This is a genomic window from Enterobacter asburiae, assembly GCF_001521715.1.
In the GTDB taxonomy this organism is placed as follows: domain Bacteria; phylum Pseudomonadota; class Gammaproteobacteria; order Enterobacterales; family Enterobacteriaceae; genus Enterobacter; species Enterobacter asburiae.
On record NZ_CP011863.1, the window covers coordinates 3,857,379 to 3,874,922 of the forward strand.

11 protein-coding genes are annotated in these 17,544 nt (G+C 57.8%); 9 read left to right on the plus strand and 2 right to left on the minus strand.

All coding sequences use genetic code 11. From position 1 onward, the window contains the following. Nucleotides 1-48: 48 nt before the first annotated feature. The 6 genes from asd (at nt 49) to glgP (ending at nt 10,770) form a co-directional block, all read left to right on the plus strand. On the plus strand, nt 49-1,152 hold the full coding sequence (gene asd / locus ACJ69_RS18605; protein WP_059347490.1) for an aspartate-semialdehyde dehydrogenase: 1,104 nt from the start codon (nt 49-51) through the stop codon (nt 1,150-1,152). Between the two features lie 249 nt (nt 1,153-1,401). Then, nucleotides 1,402-3,588, plus strand: a complete 2,187-nt coding sequence (gene glgB / locus ACJ69_RS18610; protein WP_029740652.1) for a 1,4-alpha-glucan branching enzyme — start codon at nt 1,402-1,404, stop codon at nt 3,586-3,588. Then, nucleotides 3,585-5,558, plus strand: a complete 1,974-nt coding sequence (gene glgX, locus ACJ69_RS18615) for a glycogen debranching protein GlgX (protein ID WP_059347492.1) — start codon at nt 3,585-3,587, stop codon at nt 5,556-5,558. Before glgB ends, glgX begins: the two co-directional genes overlap by 4 nt. 17 nt (nt 5,559-5,575) lie before the next feature. After that, nucleotides 5,576-6,871 (plus strand): glucose-1-phosphate adenylyltransferase, encoded by a 1,296-nt coding sequence (glgC, locus tag ACJ69_RS18620; RefSeq protein ID WP_023333724.1) that lies wholly within the window; start codon nt 5,576-5,578, stop codon nt 6,869-6,871. After that, on the plus strand, nt 6,871-8,304 hold the full coding sequence (glgA, locus tag ACJ69_RS18625; RefSeq protein WP_023309509.1) for a glycogen synthase GlgA: 1,434 nt from the start codon (nt 6,871-6,873) through the stop codon (nt 8,302-8,304). Before glgC ends, glgA begins: the two co-directional genes overlap by 1 nt. Before the next feature lie 18 nt (nt 8,305-8,322). Next, nucleotides 8,323-10,770, plus strand: a complete 2,448-nt coding sequence (gene glgP, locus ACJ69_RS18630; RefSeq protein WP_059347494.1) for a glycogen phosphorylase — start codon at nt 8,323-8,325, stop codon at nt 10,768-10,770. 95 nt (nt 10,771-10,865) lie between these two features. On the opposite strand, the gene glpD is transcribed toward glgP, so the two are convergent. Beyond that, on the minus strand, nt 10,866-12,374 hold the full coding sequence (gene glpD / locus ACJ69_RS18635) for a glycerol-3-phosphate dehydrogenase (protein ID WP_054830076.1): 1,509 nt from the start codon (nt 12,372-12,374) through the stop codon (nt 10,866-10,868). 188 nt (nt 12,375-12,562) lie between these two features. On the opposite strand from glpD, the gene glpE reads away from it, so the two are divergent. The 3 genes from glpE to ACJ69_RS18655 are packed head-to-tail and all read left to right on the plus strand — an operon-like array spanning nt 12,563 to nt 14,548. Further along, a complete protein-coding gene (gene glpE / locus ACJ69_RS18645; RefSeq protein ID WP_006177908.1) occupies nt 12,563-12,895 on the plus strand; it encodes a thiosulfate sulfurtransferase GlpE in 333 nt (110 codons plus the stop codon). A 47-nt stretch (nt 12,896-12,942) separates the two neighbouring features. Then, complete coding sequence (gene glpG, locus ACJ69_RS18650) at nt 12,943-13,773, plus strand: rhomboid family intramembrane serine protease GlpG (protein ID WP_059347496.1); 831 nt, start codon at nt 12,943-12,945, stop codon at nt 13,771-13,773. Between the two features lie 16 nt (nt 13,774-13,789). Then, nucleotides 13,790-14,548, plus strand: coding sequence for a DeoR/GlpR family transcriptional regulator (locus ACJ69_RS18655; RefSeq protein ID WP_008503060.1), 759 nt, complete (start codon nt 13,790-13,792; stop codon nt 14,546-14,548). A gap of 51 nt (nt 14,549-14,599) precedes the next feature. Here the strand turns inward: ACJ69_RS18655 and malT are convergent, their stop codons facing one another. Then, nucleotides 14,600-17,305 (minus strand): HTH-type transcriptional regulator MalT, encoded by a 2,706-nt coding sequence (malT, locus tag ACJ69_RS18660; RefSeq protein ID WP_059347497.1) that lies wholly within the window; start codon nt 17,303-17,305, stop codon nt 14,600-14,602. Nucleotides 17,306-17,544 lie beyond the last annotated feature (239 nt).

Consider the following 17,544-nt stretch of genomic DNA (forward strand, 5'->3'; position numbering starts at 1 on the left):
ATACTGGCTTGCACAAACAGCACACACCCTCAGCAGGAAAAAAATGCTATGAAAAACGTTGGTTTTATCGGCTGGCGCGGTATGGTCGGCTCTGTACTCATGCAACGCATGGTTGAAGAGCGCGATTTCGACGCTATCCGCCCGGTCTTCTTCTCCACTTCCCAGCTCGGCCAGGCTGCTCCGTCCTTTGGTGGTACCACAGGCACGTTGCAGGATGCTTACGATCTGGAAGCGCTGAAGGCACTCGACATTATTGTCACGTGCCAGGGAGGCGATTATACCAACGAAATCTATCCAAAGCTGCGTGAAAGCGGCTGGCAGGGCTACTGGATTGACGCGGCCTCTTCGCTGCGTATGAAAGACGATGCCATCATCATTCTTGACCCGGTTAACCAGGGCGTCATCACCGACGGCCTGAACAACGGCGTGAAAACCTTTGTTGGTGGGAACTGCACCGTCAGCCTGATGCTGATGTCCCTCGGCGGCCTGTTCGCGCAGGATCTGGTGGAGTGGGTCTCCGTGGCGACCTACCAGGCGGCGTCCGGCGGCGGTGCGCGTCACATGCGCGAGCTGCTGACCCAGATGGGCCAGCTGCACCAGAGCGTCGCGACCGAGCTGGCAAACCCGGCGTCCGCGATCCTTGATATTGAACGTAAAGTGACTCAGCTTACCCGCAGCGGCGAGCTGCCGGTGGACAACTTCGGCGTACCGCTGGCCGGCGGCCTGATTCCGTGGATCGACAAACAGCTGGATAACGGCCAGACACGCGAAGAGTGGAAGGGCCAGGCTGAGACCAACAAAATCCTCGCGACCGAGAACACCATTCCGGTTGACGGTCTGTGCGTACGTATCGGCGCGCTGCGCTGCCACAGCCAGGCCTTCACCATTAAACTGAAAAAAGATGTGTCTATTCCGACCGTGGAAGAGCTGCTGGCCGCGCACAACCCGTGGGCGAAAGTGGTACCAAACGATCGCGATATCACCATGCGCGAGCTGACCCCGGCTGCCGTTACCGGCACGCTGACCACGCCGGTTGGCCGTCTGCGCAAGCTGAACATGGGGCCGGAGTATCTCTCCGCGTTCACCGTCGGCGACCAGCTTCTGTGGGGTGCCGCCGAGCCGTTGCGCCGCATGCTACGCCAGCTGGCGTAATAATTTGTTAACTACCGGGGGTGATTTTCACCCCTTTTTTTTGCGTACTACATGGAGTAACACGCGTATGTCTTATTTTTTATCAGGAGTCATCTAGAGCGTTGGCTATGCTTTAAGGAAGAGTCATTTCTTACCTGAGGTTCGAACGGAGCAGAATGGATGCACATTTTTGTGCTGTCCCGTTCAGGTCACATTAAAAGTCGTCCCGGAGCGCTTAAAAAGGACGACATAAAAAACAGGATGAATACCATGTCCGATCGTGTGGATAGAGACGTGATTAATGCGCTTATTGCGGGTCATTTTGCTGACCCCTTTTCTGTGCTTGGGATGCATCAAACTGAGGATGGCCTTGAAGTTCGGGCACTGTTACCGGATGCCACAGAAGTCTGGGTGATTGAACCCAAAACCGGCCGCAAGGTGGGTAATCTTGAATGCCTCGATTCCCGTGGCTTCTTCTCGGGCGTAATGCCCCGCCGTAAAAACCCTTTTCGCTATCAGCTCGCCGTTCTCTGGCACGGTCAGCAAAACCTGATTGACGATCCATACAGCTTCGGCCCTCTGCTTAAAGAGATGGACGCCTGGCTGCTCTCAGAAGGAACGCATCTTCGCCCTTATGAAACCCTGGGTGCCCATGCCGATACCATGGACGGCATTACCGGCACGCGGTTCTCCGTGTGGGCACCTAACGCCCAGCGCGTCTCCGTTGTCGGCCAGTTCAACTACTGGGACGGTCGCCGCCACCCGATGCGCCTGCGCCGTGAAACCGGCATCTGGGAGCTGTTTATCCCCGGGGCGCACCCCGGGCAGCTTTATAAATTCGAGATGATCGATGCCAACGGCAAGCTGCGCATTAAAGCCGACCCGTATGCCTTCGAAGCGCAGATGCGCCCGGATACCGCGTCGCTGATTTGCGGCCTGCCGGAGAAGGTCGTCCAGACGGAGGAGCGTAAACAGGCCAACCGCTTTGACGCGCCCATTTCCGTCTATGAGGTACACCTTGGCTCCTGGCGTCGCCACACCGATAACAACTTCTGGCTGAGCTACCGTGAGCTTGCCGACCAGCTGGTGCCGTATGCCAAATGGATGGGCTTTACCCACCTTGAACTGCTGCCGGTCAATGAGCATCCGTTCGACGGCAGCTGGGGCTATCAGCCCACCGGGCTGTATGCGCCAACGCGCCGCTTCGGCACGCGCGATGACTTCCGCTATTTCATTGATGCCGCGCACGCCGCCGGGCTGAACGTCATCCTCGACTGGGTGCCGGGCCATTTCCCGTCGGATGACTTTGCGCTGGCAGAGTTTGATGGCACGAAGCTGTACGAGCACAGCGACCCGCGCGAAGGCTATCACCAGGACTGGAATACGCTGATCTACAACTACGGTCGCCGTGAAGTCGCAAACTACCTGGTCGGGAATGCCCTGTACTGGATCGAGCGGTTTGGCATTGATGCCCTGCGCGTCGATGCGGTGGCGTCGATGATCTACCGCGACTACAGCCGCAAAGAGGGCGAGTGGATCCCGAACGAGTTTGGCGGCCGTGAAAACCTGGAAGCGATTGAATTCCTGCGCAATACCAACCGCATTATCGGCGAACAGGTGGACGGTGCCGTGACCATGGCGGAAGAGTCGACCGACTTTGCGGGCGTCTCCCGTCCGCCGTCATTAGGCGGCCTGGGGTTCTGGTATAAGTGGAACCTGGGCTGGATGCACGACACGCTCGACTACATGAAGCTGGATCCGGTTCACCGCAAGTATCATCACGATAAGCTGACGTTCGGGATGCTCTACAACTACACCGAAAACTTCATGCTGCCGCTGTCTCACGATGAAGTGGTGCACGGCAAAAAATCCATTCTCGACCGCATGCCGGGCGACGCGTGGCAGAAATTTGCCAACCTGCGCGCCTACTACGGCTGGATGTTTGCCTTCCCGGGCAAGAAACTGCTGTTTATGGGCAATGAGTTCGCTCAGGGACGCGAGTGGAACCACGACGCCAGCCTCGACTGGCATCTGCTGGAAGGCGGCGACAACTGGCACCACGGGGTGCAGCGTCTGGTGCGCGACCTGAACCTGACCTACCGCCACCACAAAGCGCTGCACGAGCTCGACTTCGATCCGTACGGCTTTGAGTGGCTGGTGGTGGACGACCACGAGCGCTCGGTGTTTGTCTTTGTGCGTCGTGACAAAGCGGGTAACGAAATCATCGTCGCCAGCAACTTCACGCCGGTGCCGCGCGAACACTATCGCTTCGGCATTAACCAGCCGGGCAAATGGCGCGAGATCCTGAATACCGACTCGATGCACTACCACGGCAGTAACGCCGGTAACGGCGGGCTGGTACAGAGCGACGCCATCGAAAGCCACGGACGACCCAACTCCCTGAGCCTGACGCTGCCGCCGCTTGGCACCATCTGGCTGATGCGGGAGGGCGAATGACGCAGCTTACGGCAGGTAAACCCGAACCGCTCGGCGCGCGTTTTGACGGAAAGGGGGTCAATTTCACCCTCTTTTCCGCTCACGCTGAGCGGGTAGAACTGTGCGTGTTTGATGGGGAAGGTAACGAGCACCGTTACGATTTACCCGAGCGCACGGGGGATACCTGGCACGGCTACCTGGCCGGAGGACGGCCAGGCATGCACTATGGCTTTCGCGTACACGGTCCGTGGGATCCGGCGCAGGGCCACTGGTTTAACCCGGCGAAGCTGTTGATTGACCCGTGCGCGCACCGCGTGGACGGCGAATTTAAAGACGACCCGCTGTTCCACGTGGGCTACGGCGAGCCCGACCACCGCGACAGCGCGCCCGTCGCGCCAAAAAGCGTGGTGGTGAACGATCTTTATGACTGGGAAGACGATGCCCCGCCGCAGACGCCGTGGGGCAATACCGTCATTTATGAAGCCCACGTCAAAGGGCTGACGTACCTGCACCCGTCGATCCCCAAAGAGATGCGCGGCACCTATAAGGCGCTCGGGCATCCCACCATGATCGCCTACCTGAAACACCTCGGCATCACCGCGCTGGAACTACTGCCCGTCGCCCATTTCGCCAGCGAGCCGCGCCTGCAGCGGCTGGGGCTAAGCAACTACTGGGGCTACAACCCGCTGGCGATGTTCGCGCTTGAGCCACGCTATGCCGCCCATCCGGAAAAGGCGCGGGACGAATTTCGCGATGCGGTGAAGGCGCTCCATACGGCGGGCATTGAGGTCATTCTGGACGTCGTGCTGAACCACAGTACCGAAAGCGATCTCGACGGTCCGACGCTCTCCATGCGCGGAATTGATAACCGTAGCTATTATTGGATCAGGCAGGATGGCGATTATGAGAACTGGACCGGCTGCGGTAACACGCTCAACCTCAGCCATCCGGCGGTCACGCATTTTGCTTATGAGTGCCTGAAATACTGGGTGGAAACGTTCCACGTCGACGGTTTTCGTTTCGACCTGGCGCCCGTGATGGGGCGCACGCCAGCGTTCAGCCAGCAGGCGCCGCTGTTTGAGGCGATAAAAAATTGTCCGGTGCTCTCGCAGGTGAAGCTTATTGCCGAGCCGTGGGACATCGGTGAAGGCGGTTATCAGGTCGGGAATTTCCCGCCGCTGTTTGCCGAGTGGAACGATCACTATCGCGATGCCGCGCGCCGCTTCTGGCTGGAACGGAATCTGTCGCTGGGGGAGTTCGCCGGACGCTTTGCCGCTTCAAGCGATCTCTTTAAGCGCGACGGCAAACGCCCGTCGGCCACCGTCAATCTGTTGACGGCACACGACGGTTTTACGCTCCGGGACTGCGTTTGTTTCAATCAGAAACACAATGAGGCAAACGGCGAAGAGAATCGCGATGGCACTAACAATAACCATAGCTTTAATCATGGTATAGAAGGGTTAGGCGGAAGCCTGGACGTCATCGAGCGGCGACGTGCCAGCGTTCATGCTTTGTTGACAACGCTTTTATTGTCGCAGGGCACGCCGATGCTGCTGGCAGGCGATGAACACGGCCATAGCCAGCACGGTAACAACAATGCGTATTGCCAGGACAACACGTTAACCTGGCTCGACTGGGGTGAAGCCAACAGCGGGCTGATTCATTTTACCGCTGCGCTGATCCATCTTCGCCAGCAGATCCCCGCGCTGACCGCCGACCGCTGGTGGGAAGAGGGTGACGGCAACGTTCGCTGGTTGAATCAAGACGCGCAACCGTTAAGCGCGCAAGAGTGGCAACACGGCGTACCACGCCTGCAAATCCTGCTGTCGGATAAATGGCTGGTCACGCTGAACGCGACGGATGACGTCGCAGAGATTGTTTTACCTGAAGGGGAATGGCGAGCTGTTCCCCCCTTTGCCGGAGCGGATAATCCGGTAGTAATGGCTGTCTGGCACGGGCCTGCGCACGGAGTGTGCGTATTCCAAAGATGATAAAAAAGGAGTTAGTCATGGTTAGATTAGAGAAGAACGATCCCTTAATGTTGGCGCGCCAGCTACCATTAAAAACGGTTGCCCTGATACTTGCGGGTGGACGTGGTACCCGTCTGAAAGATTTGACCATCAAGCGCGCGAAACCGGCTGTTCACTTTGGTGGTAAGTTCCGTATCATCGACTTTGCGCTCTCCAACTGTCTCAACTCGGGCATTCGCCGTATTGGCGTCATTACGCAGTATCAGTCGCACACGCTGGTTCAGCATATCCAGCGCGGCTGGTCATTCTTCAGCGAAGAGATGAACGAGTTTGTCGATCTCCTTCCCGCTCAGCAGCGCGTCCACGGCGAGAACTGGTACCGCGGAACGGCGGATGCGGTGACGCAGAACCTCGACATCATTCGTCGCTACAGCGCGGAATACATCGTGATCCTCGCCGGGGACCATATCTACAAGCAAGATTACTCCCACATGCTCATCGACCACGTCGAAAAAGGGGCGCGCTGCACCGTAGCGTGTCTGCCTGTGCCCGTTGCTGAAGCGACGGCGTTTGGCGTGATGCACGTGGATGCCGACGACAAAATTATCGACTTTGTTGAAAAGCCGGCGAACCCGCCAACCATGCCGGGCGATGACACCAAATCGCTCGCCAGCATGGGGATTTATGTCTTTGATGCAGATTATCTTTATGAGCTGCTGGAAGAAGACGACAAAGACGAAAACTCCAGCCACGACTTCGGTAAAGACATCATTCCGAAAATCACGAAAGCTGGCATGGCGTATGCACATCCTTTCCCGCTGTCCTGCGTGCAGTCCGACCCCAATGCGGAACCTTACTGGCGCGATGTGGGAACTCTGGAAGCGTACTGGAAAGCGAACCTCGACCTGGCGTCGGTCACGCCTGAGCTGGATATGTACGACCAGAACTGGCCGATTCGTACCCATATGGAATCGCTGCCGCCGGCCAAATTCGTGCAGGACCGCTCCGGCAGCCACGGCATGACGCTCAACTCGCTGGTATCCGGCGGGTGCATTATTTCAGGCTCGGTAGTGGTGCAGTCGGTGCTGTTCCCCCGCGTGCGGATAAATTCATTCTGTAATATCGATTCGGCAGTCTTACTGCCTGATGTCTGGGTAGGGCGCTCGTGTCGTCTGCGCCGCTGCGTTATCGATCGTGCCTGCGTCATTCCCGAAGGGATGGTGATTGGTGAGAACGCGGAAGAAGACGCGCGTCGTTTCTATCGTTCGGAAGAGGGGATCGTGTTAGTCACACGGGAAATGTTGCGGAAGCTGCAGATCAAACAGGAGCGATGATGCAGGTTTTACATGTATGTTCTGAGATGTTCCCGTTGTTAAAAACGGGCGGTCTGGCAGATGTTCTGGGTGCATTACCGGCAGCGCAAATCGCCGGAGGCGTGGATACCCGAGTCCTGCTGCCCGCCTTTCCGGATATCCGGCGCGGTATTCCCGATGCAAAAGTGGTGACCCGCCGTGAGACCTTCGCCGGACGCATCACCCTGCTGTTTGGACATTACAATGGCGTAGGGATTTACCTGATCGACGCGCCGCACTTATACGATCGACCGGGCAGCCCGTATCACGATACGAACCTGTTCGCCTACACCGATAACGTGCTGCGCTTTGCGCTGCTCGGCTGGGTCGGTGCAGAAATGGCGACGGGGCTGGATCCGTTCTGGCGCCCGGATGTGGTGCACGCGCACGACTGGCACGCCGGGCTTGCCCCGGCGTATCTCGCGGCGCGCGGCCATCCGGCCAAATCGGTCTTTACCGTGCATAACCTGGCGTATCAGGGGATGTACTATGCCCATCACATGAGTGAAATCGATCTGCCATTATCGTTCTATAACATGCACGGGCTGGAATTTAACGGGCAAATCTCGTTCCTGAAAGCCGGACTGTACTACGCCGATCACATCACGGCGGTGAGCCCGACCTACGCGCGTGAGATCACCCAGCCAGAGTTTGGCTACGGCATGGAAGGGTTGCTGCAACAGCGCCACCGCGAAGGCCGCCTGTCGGGCATTCTGAACGGCGTGGATGAACAGATCTGGAGCCCGGAAACCGATCTCCTGCTGGCGGCGCGCTATGGCCGTGATTCCGTGGAAGACAAAGCGGAAAACAAACGCCAGCTGCAGATTGCAATGGGCCTGAAGGTTAACGACAAAGTGCCCCTGTTCGCGGTGGTCAGCCGCCTGACCAGCCAGAAAGGGTTGGATCTGGTGCTGGAGGCGCTGCCCGGTTTACTGGAGCAGGGCGGGCAGCTGGCGCTGCTCGGTGCGGGCGACCCGGTGCTGCAGGAAGGTTTCCTTGCCGCCGCGGCGGAACATCCGGGGCAGGTGGGCGTGCAGATTGGCTACCACGAAGCGTTCTCGCACCGCATCATGGGCGGCGCGGACGTCATCCTGGTGCCGAGCCGTTTCGAACCCTGCGGCCTGACGCAGCTTTACGGCCTGAAATACGGCACGCTGCCGCTGGTACGCCGCACGGGCGGACTGGCGGATACCGTATCCGATAGCTCTCTGGAAAACCTGGCGGACGGTATCGCCAGCGGGTTTGTCTTTGAGGACAGTAATGCCTGGTCGCTGCTTCGGGCGATTCGGCGTGCTTTCGTCTTGTGGTCCCGTCCATCGCTCTGGCGTTACGTTCAGCGTCAGGCGATGTCCATGGACTTTAGCTGGCATGTCGCGGCGCAGTCATACCGCGATCTCTATCAACGCTTGATGTAACGAGGCGAAGTTACTGATATGAACGCTCCATTTAGCTACTCTTCACCCACGCTCAGCGTTGAGGCGTTAAAGCACTCCATCGCCTACAAGCTGATGTTCACCATCGGGAAAGATCCGGTTATTGCCAACAAGCACGAGTGGCTGAACGCCACCCTGTTTGCGGTGCGTGACCGTTTAGTTGAACGCTGGCTGCGATCAAACCGCGCCCAGCTCTCGCAGGAAACGCGTCAGGTTTACTACCTGTCGATGGAATTTTTGATTGGCCGCACGCTGTCCAACGCGCTGTTGTCGCTCGGTATTTATGACGACGTCAAAACCGCCCTGGAAGAGATGGGGTTAGATTTAGAAGAACTGATCGACGAAGAGAACGACCCGGGCCTCGGCAACGGCGGCCTGGGGCGTCTCGCCGCCTGCTTCCTCGACTCGCTGGCAACGCTGGCGCTGCCGGGCCGCGGCTACGGTATTCGCTACGACTACGGTATGTTCAAACAGAACATCGTCGACGGGCGCCAGAAAGAGTCGCCGGACTACTGGCTGGAGTACGGCAACCCGTGGGAGTTTAAGCGCCACAATACGCGCTACAAGGTGCGCTTTGGCGGGCGTATCCAGCAGGAAGGCAAAAAATCCCGCTGGGTAGAAACGGAAGAGATCCTGGCCGTGGCCTACGACCAGATTATCCCCGGCTATGACACCGATGCCACCAACACGCTGCGCCTGTGGAGCGCTCAGGCCAGTAGCGAAATTAACCTCGGTAAATTCAACCAGGGTGACTACTTTGCGGCAGTGGAAGATAAAAACCACTCCGAGAACGTGTCCCGCGTGCTGTATCCGGATGACTCGACCTACTCCGGCCGCGAGCTGCGCCTGCGTCAGGAGTATTTCCTCGTCTCCTCGACGATTCAGGATATCCTCAGCCGCCACCATCAGCTGCACAAAACCTACGCCAACCTGGCGGAGAAAACGGCGATCCACCTTAACGACACCCACCCGGTGCTTTCCATTCCGGAGCTGATGCGCCTGCTGATTGACGAGCATAAGTTCAGCTGGGATGACGCGTTTGAAGTGACCTGTCAGGTATTCTCCTACACCAACCACACGCTGATGAGCGAAGCGCTGGAAACGTGGCCGGTAGACATGCTCGGCAAAATCCTGCCGCGCCATCTGCAGATTATCTTTGAGATTAACGACTACTTCCTCAAGACCCTGCAGGAGCAATACCCGAACGATACCGGGCTGCTGAGCCGCGCTTCCATTATTGATGAATCGAACGGGCGCCGCGTGCGCATGGCCTGGCTGGCGGTCGTCATCAGCCACAAGGTCAACGGCGTGTCCGAGCTCCACTCGAACCTGATGGTGCAGTCGCTGTTTGCGGACTTCGCGAAGATCTTCCCGACGCGGTTCTGCAACGTAACCAACGGGGTCACGCCGCGCCGCTGGCTGGCGCTGGCCAACCAGCCGCTCTCTGAGGTGCTGGACGAGAATATTGGCCGTACCTGGCGGACCGATTTGAGCCAGCTGAGCGAGCTGGAACAGCACATTGATTTCCCGACGGTGAACAAAGCCGTGCGCGAAGCCAAGCTGCTGAACAAAAAGCGTCTGGCGGTCTGGCTGGCGATGCACCTCAACGTGGTGGCAAACCCGAAAGCGCTGTTCGACGTTCAGATCAAACGCATCCACGAATACAAGCGTCAGCTGATGAACGTGCTGCACGTGATCACCCATTACAACCGCATCAAGGCCGATCCAACGGCCGAATGGGTACCGCGCGTGAAGATCTTCGCCGGTAAGGCGGCCTCTGCCTACTACATGGCGAAGCATATCATTCATCTCATCAACGATGTCGCGAAGGTGGTTAACCAGGATCCGGACATTGGCGACAAGCTGAAGGTGGTCTTCATTCCGAACTACAGCGTAAGCCTGGCGCAGATGATCATCCCGGCGGCGGATCTCTCTGAGCAGATTTCCACGGCGGGTACGGAAGCATCCGGCACCAGTAACATGAAGTTTGCTCTTAACGGCGCGCTGACCATCGGCACGCTGGACGGGGCGAACGTCGAGATGCTGGAGCACGTGGGCGAAGAAAATATCTTTATCTTCGGTAATACGACGGAAGAGGTGGAGGCGCTGCGCAGGAAAGGCTACTTGCCACGTCAATATTACGAAGAGGATGAAGAGTTACGCCAGGTGCTGACGCAGATCGCGACCGGCGTGTTTAGCCCTGATGAACCGAGCCGCTATCGCGATCTGGTGGACTCGCTGATTAACTTTGGCGATCACTACCAGGTGCTGGCGGATTATCGCAGCTACGTGGACTGTCAGGATAAGGTGGACGAACTGTATCGTCAGCAGGAGAAGTGGACCAGCGCCGCGATGTATAACATCGCCAATATGGGCTATTTCTCGTCCGACAGGACCATCAAGGAGTATGCCGAGACGATCTGGCATATTGATCCGGTGAGGTTGTAAAAGCAAAACGGCAACCTCGGTTGCCGTTTTTAGTGTTTGTTCCCTCTCCCTGTGGGAGAGGGTCAGGGTGAGGGCATCAGCCCGCACCGATCGTATTACGACGCCAGCGACAGCTCACGCTTCCCCGCATTTTGCAGCAACCACTGCGCCACGCGAGACTGCTGCTCGGCGTTGAGCCACATCCCTTCTTTGGTACGACGCCAGATAGCATCATCCAGGCGACGAACCCACTCATGCTCAACCAGGTAACGCAGCTCGGCTTCGTACAGCTCGTGGCCGAAATGCTCGCCCAGATCCGCAATGTCCTTCGCATCGCCCAGGAACAGCTCGATATTGCTGCCGTAGGTGCGGGCATAGTGGCGCGCCATTCCTTCGGTGATGAATGGGAAGCGACGGCACAGCTTCGCGGCGTAATCATCGCGGTTATCGCCGATATCACCGCCGGGCAGTACCGCGCCTTTGGTCCATGCCGGGCCAATGCCTTTGTAGTACGGCGCCAGTTTTTCCAGCGCGTGCTCGGCCAGCTTGCGGTAGGTGGTCAGCTTGCCGCCAAACACGGAAAGCAGCGGCGCCTGACCGTCAACGTCGTGAATATCGAGCGTATAGTCGCGGGTAATCGCCTGCGGTGAGTCAGACTCGTCATCGCACAGTGGACGCACGCCGGAGTAGGTCCAGACCACGTCGTCGCGTGACAGCTGCTTCCTGAAGTGCGCGTTATACACTTTGAGCAGGTAGTTCACTTCGCTCTCGTCGATCTCGACGTTCTTCGGATCGCCTTTGTACTCCACGTCGGTGGTGCCGATGATCGAGAATTCGTCCATCCACGGGATCACAAACACGATGCGCTTGTCTTCGTTCTGCAGAATGTAGGCCTGCTTCTGCGTATGCACGCGCGGCACCACAATGTGGCTGCCCTTGATCAGGCGAATGCCGTACGGCGAAGGCAGATGCATGCCGTCGTCGAAGAACTGCTTCACCCACGGGCCGGTAGCGTTCACCAGACCGCGCGCTTTCCAGCTAAATTTCTCGCCGGTATCGATGTCTTCCGCTTCCACAATCCACAGGCCGTTTTCACGACGGGCAGCGGTCGCGCGGGTACGGGTTTTCACCTCGCCACCTTTCTTCTCGACCATCTGGGCATTCGCCAGCACCAGACGCGCATCGTCCACCCAGCAGTCGGAATATTCGAAACCGCGCACGATTTCAGGCTTTAGGACCGATTCTGAGCCAAAACGCAAACCTTTCGAACCCGGGAGGCTGGTGCGTTTACCCAGATGATCGTACATAAACAGACCAATTCGGATCATCCACGCCGGACGCAGATGCGGACGATGGGGCAGGCGGAAGCGCATCGGAATAGCCAGATGCGGCGCCATTTTCAGCAGCACTTCACGTTCGGCCAGTGCTTCACTGACCAGGCGGAATTCGTAGTGTTCCAGGTAGCGCAGGCCACCGTGAATCAGTTTGGAGCTGGCGGACGACGTCGCGCAGGCGAGATCGTTAGCTTCCAGCATCAGTACGGATAAACCGCGTCCTGCGGCATCGACCGCAATACCGGCACCGTTGATGCCACCGCCTATCACAATCAGATCTTTGGTTTCCATAACACCCTCATGCACTTTCGTTAAAGCTCAGAAATGTTCGATATCGCTCATAATAGCAAAGGAACGCGCTTTTGGTAACATCAAAAAAACAATTTAGAGTGATATGGATAACATAATGGCGTTTACCCGCCGCCAGGACGTACACTACGGGGTAAAATTGTGTCGTTGACCACTGTAAAGAGAACACCATGGATCAGTTTGAATGTATTAACGTAGAAGAAGCCCACCAGAAGATGCACCAGGGAAAAGCGGTGCTGGTGGACATCCGCGATCCGCAGAGTTTTGCGATGGGCCACACGCCGGGCGCGTTCCATCTCACCAACGACACGCTGGGCGCGTTTATGCGCGATAACGACTTCGAGACGCCGGTGATGGTCATGTGCTACCACGGCAACAGCAGCAAAGGTGCGGCGCAGTATCTGCTTCAGCAGGGCTACGACGCGGTATACAGCGTCGACGGCGGCTTCGATGCCTGGCATCGTCATTTCCCGGCAGAAGTGGAATACGCTTTTGAGCGCTGATCCCGCTATACTGTCCCCTTTTGTGTGGAAATAAGCGACCGCTGCCCATGTTGATGATCACCTCTTTTACCAACCCGCGCGTCGCCCAGGCGTTTGTCGACTATATGGCGACGCAGGGCGTTATTCTGACCATTCAGCAACATAACCAGACCGACGTCTGGCTGGCCGACGAGGGCCAGGCCGCGCGCGTAAACGAGGAGCTGGCGCGTTTTCTTGAGAACCCCGGCGACCCGCGCTATCTGGCGGCCAGCTGGCAGTCCGGGCAGACCGACAGCGGACTGCACTACAGCCGTTTTCCCTTCCTTGCCACCATCCGCGAACGCGCGGGCCCGTTTACGATGCTGCTGATGGCGGCCTGCATTATCGTCTTCATTATTATGAACGTGGTGGGCGACCAGAGCGTGATGATTGCCCTGGCCTGGCCCTATGACCCGTCTCTTGAGTTTGACGTCTGGCGCTATTTTAGCCACGCGCTGATGCACTTCTCGGTGATGCATATCCTCTTCAACCTGCTCTGGTGGTGGTATCTCGGCGGTGCCGTTGAAAAGCGTCTGGGCAGCGGCAAGCTGATCGTTATCACCCTTATCAGCGCCCTGCTGAGCGGCTATGTGCAGCACAAGTTCAGCGGGCCGTGGTTCGGCGGGCTGTCGGGCGTCGTGTATGCCCTGATGGGCTATGTCTGGCTTCGCGGGGAGCGCGATCCGGAAAGCGGCATCTATCTGCAGCGCGGATTAATAACCTTTGCGTTAATATGGCTAATTGCCGGATGGTTTGATCTGTTTGGTATGTCTATCGCCAACGGTGCACACGTCGCCGGGCTGGCCGTGGGGCTGGCGATGGCGTTTGCCGACACGCTCCATGCGCGAAAACGAACATAATTCTCAGGGATAATTGATGAAACAAACACAACGTCATGACGCTATTATCGAACTGGTAAAAAAACAGGGATACGTCAGCACCGAAGAGCTGGTGGAGCAGTTTGCCGTCAGCCCACAAACCATCCGTCGTGACCTGAACGACCTGGCCGATCAGAACCGCATTCTTCGCCACCACGGCGGGGCGGCGCTGCCGTCCAGTTCGGTCAATACCTCCTGGCATGACCGTAAAGCCACGCAGACGGCAGAGAAAGAGCGCATTGCCCGCAAGGTCGCCAGCCAGATCCCGAACGGGGCGACGCTGTTTATTGATATCGGCACCACGCCGGAAGCGGTCGCCCATGCGCTGCTGGATCACGAGAACCTGCGCGTGGTCACGAACAACCTGAACGTGGCCAATACCCTGATGCAGAAAGACGACTTCCGCATCATCCTCGCGGGCGGCGAACTGCGCAGCCGCGACGGCGGGATTATTGGCGAAGCGACCCTTGATTTTATCTCTCAGTTCCGCCTCGACTTCGGCATTCTCGGGATCAGCGGCATCGACAGCGACGGCTCGCTGCTGGAGTTCGATTATCACGAGGTGCGCACCAAGCGCGCGATTATTGAAAACTCGCGCCACGTGATGCTGGTGGTGGACCATTCGAAGTTTGGCCGTAACGCGATGGTGAACATGGGCAGCATCAGCATGGTGGATGCGGTTTATACCGACGTGATGCCGCCGGCGGGCGTGATGCAGGTGATTAAAGATAATAATTTGCAGTTAGAGTTGTGTTGAAAAGCCGTTCCCCCTCTCCCTGTGGGAGAGGGCCGGGGTGAGGGCAAGGTCCTACACGCCATACCCCATCATCTTCAACAATTGCTGCGCATGCTGCACCGCATCCTGACGATGCGCCACGCCCAGCTTCTGATACAGATTGCGGATATGCGTTTTGATGGTGGTCGCCGCCACCGCGAGCTCGCCGGCAATCTGCTCGTTGCTGTAGCCTGAATAGATCAGCCCCAGAACCTGCCATTCGCGCTGGGTGAGCGGGCTGGTGCGGATAAGTTCCGGCACTTCCGGATGGTTGAGCAGACGTTCAACGAAGTTCTCATCAAAATGCGCGAACTTGTGCCGATGATGCTGGTTAATCTCGCGCAGGATGCGCTGGGCGCGATGCTGGTCCAGCTCCGGCAGCGTGTTGAGCTGAATAAGCTGACGCAGCTGCTGCGCCATCACTTCACCTTCAATCACAAAGTGGCTGATAAACCCGGTGCGGTTAGCCAGCTGCAGCGCTTCCAGCAGCACGCGCTGGGCATCGTTTTTACGACCCGCCTGCCAGTAGAGCTGGTTCAGCAGCAGCAGGTTGCGGTTCAGGTCGCTCATCAGACGCAGGCTGCGCGCGTTCTCGTTCAGCTCTTCCAGCACAATCTCTGCGGGCTCTACTTCACCGAGAAGGATCTGCGCGCGGGCAATGTTGCGCCACTGGCTCTGCAGGAAGTGGTTGTTCGCAAATTCCGGTTTTGGCGTCTGACGCAGCCAGTTGGCGGCGGATTTTTTATCGCCGGTCATCTGCCAGTAAATCACCCGGACCTTATCGGCGTTGGAGACCCAGTCGCTGTGATACTGACCGTTGCCGAGCAGGTTCTCCAGGCGGTTCAGATGGTTGCGGGCGTTATCGAGATCGCCGCGCGCCAGCGAGCACTGCACCAGCAGCGCCAGGCACTGCAGCTGCTGCTGAGGCTGGAAGCTGGAAAGGACATCCACACCCTGGCGGGCGCAGCTTTCCGCTTCATCCAGACGTGACCATGCCCACAGCAGCTGAGCGCGAATACGCAACAGGAACTCGTGCATCGGCAGCTGTTCCAGATGCTGTTCACGAATCAGCTGGAACGCTTTTTCCTGGTTTTCCCAGGCGGCCTGCAGGAACCCCTGCGCGAATAAAATCTCGCTCTGTTGGATCAGGCTCCACAGCGCGTAATGCCAGACATCATGACGACGCGCCATCTGTTCGGTTTGCTGCATCAGTGAAAGCGAACGGGTGAGGTCGCCTTCGCAGTGCAGCACTTCACCGTGCACCGAGGTCGCAACGATGCGGCTGTAGAAGTTAGCCAGCGGCAGTTCATCCAGCGCGACCATCGCCAGCCGTTCAGCTTCGTCCGGGTCGCCGTCGTTAATGGCCACCTGAGCGCGCAGCGCGTTAAATTCGCCGTGCAGGGTGGTATCCATTTCGCTTTCCATCTCCTGCTCGGCGCGCGCCAGCAGGGTGTTCACTTCGCTGTAGCGGTGCTGGCTCTGCATCAGCCAGGCCTGCAGCAGCACCAGACGCGGGTTCTCCAGCAGGCTTTCCCACGGCAGGGCTTTGAGAGACTCTTCCAGCAGGGTCAGCTCGCTGTGGTTAAACAGGCCCCACGCATGATTGAGGAGGATATCGCGCAGCATGCTGGCATCACCGGCGGCCAGCGCGTGGTGGATGGCCTCGCTCGGGAAGCCTTGCGCCATCCAGCTTTCGGCAGCGGCGCGGTGGATCTCCGGAAGTTCAACCGCCAGTTCCCACTGACAGCGCTGGCGCAGGAAGCTGCCAAACAGCGGGTGATAGCTAAACCACTCGCCGGGATCGTCCATGCGCGTCAGGAAAAGGCCCTGACGTTCAATCTCTTCGAGCTGCAGCTGACCGTTTTCACACCCCGTCACGCGAACGATGAGTGCATCGTTCATGGAGCGCAGCAGAGAGCTTTTCAGCAGGAAATTACGCGTCGAGGGATCGACGCTGTCCAGCACCTCATCCACCAGGTAGTCAGAAAGGTGACTGGCGTTGATGCCCGCCAGACGCCGGGCAGACTGATGCGCCGGACTGTTGTTTTGTCGGGCAGAGAGCGCGATAAGCTGCAGCGCCGTGGCCCAGCCGGCAACGTCATCACACAGACGGCTGCTCTCGGCGGCCTCAATCGGTGATGTCAGGCGGCAGTCAAAGAACTGTTTCGCTTCCTGGTGGGTAAAGGCCAGCTGCTGGCTGCCCACTTCCAGAAGCTGATCGCGCACGCGCAGGTTGGCAATACCCAGCTGCGGCAGGTTGCGTGACAGCACCACTAAAGTCAGATTTTCCGGCTGATGGCGCAGGAAGAAACGCATCGATTCATGAATCACCGGGTTAGTGATGAGATGGTAATCATCAATCACCACGTAAAGCGGGCGATGCCATTCGGCCAGTTCGATAAACAGCTGAGAGAAAAGGGAGGACAGGCTGGCGTACTGGCGCTTTTGCACCATCACCTCACTGGCGACGCAGTGTCCATGGGTGGCTTGCTGTATGGCGGCAATCAGATAGCTGGCAAAACGCTCCTGCTGGTTATCGCCCTCGTCGAGGGAGTACCAGCCAAGATCGCTTTTACCCGCGGCCCATTGCGAAATGAGCGTTGTTTTTCCATAGCCTGCAGGGCTCGTAACCAGCGCCAGTCGGAAATTATGCGCGCCGGAAAGTTTAGCCAACAGACGCTCGCGGACCACTGTATGGTCAAGACGAACCGGGCGACTTAATTTAGACGGAATCAACATAGGTTTCACTTCACTGTGGGGAACGAGAGATTTTATTTTTTTGCGCTTCGTAATTAATAGGATATAAGGTCGAACAGAAAGAGAACTATTGCAAGTTATGTCTGGGTTTTGTGGTTCTGAATTTGCACTCTGTCACAAAACATTCAGGCAAATGTTGGAACTTTCTCGAAAGGGGCTTAACGCCGCGTCACTACTGGCTCGTCTGTAAACATTACCGCTGCGCTGAAACTGGTTTCAGA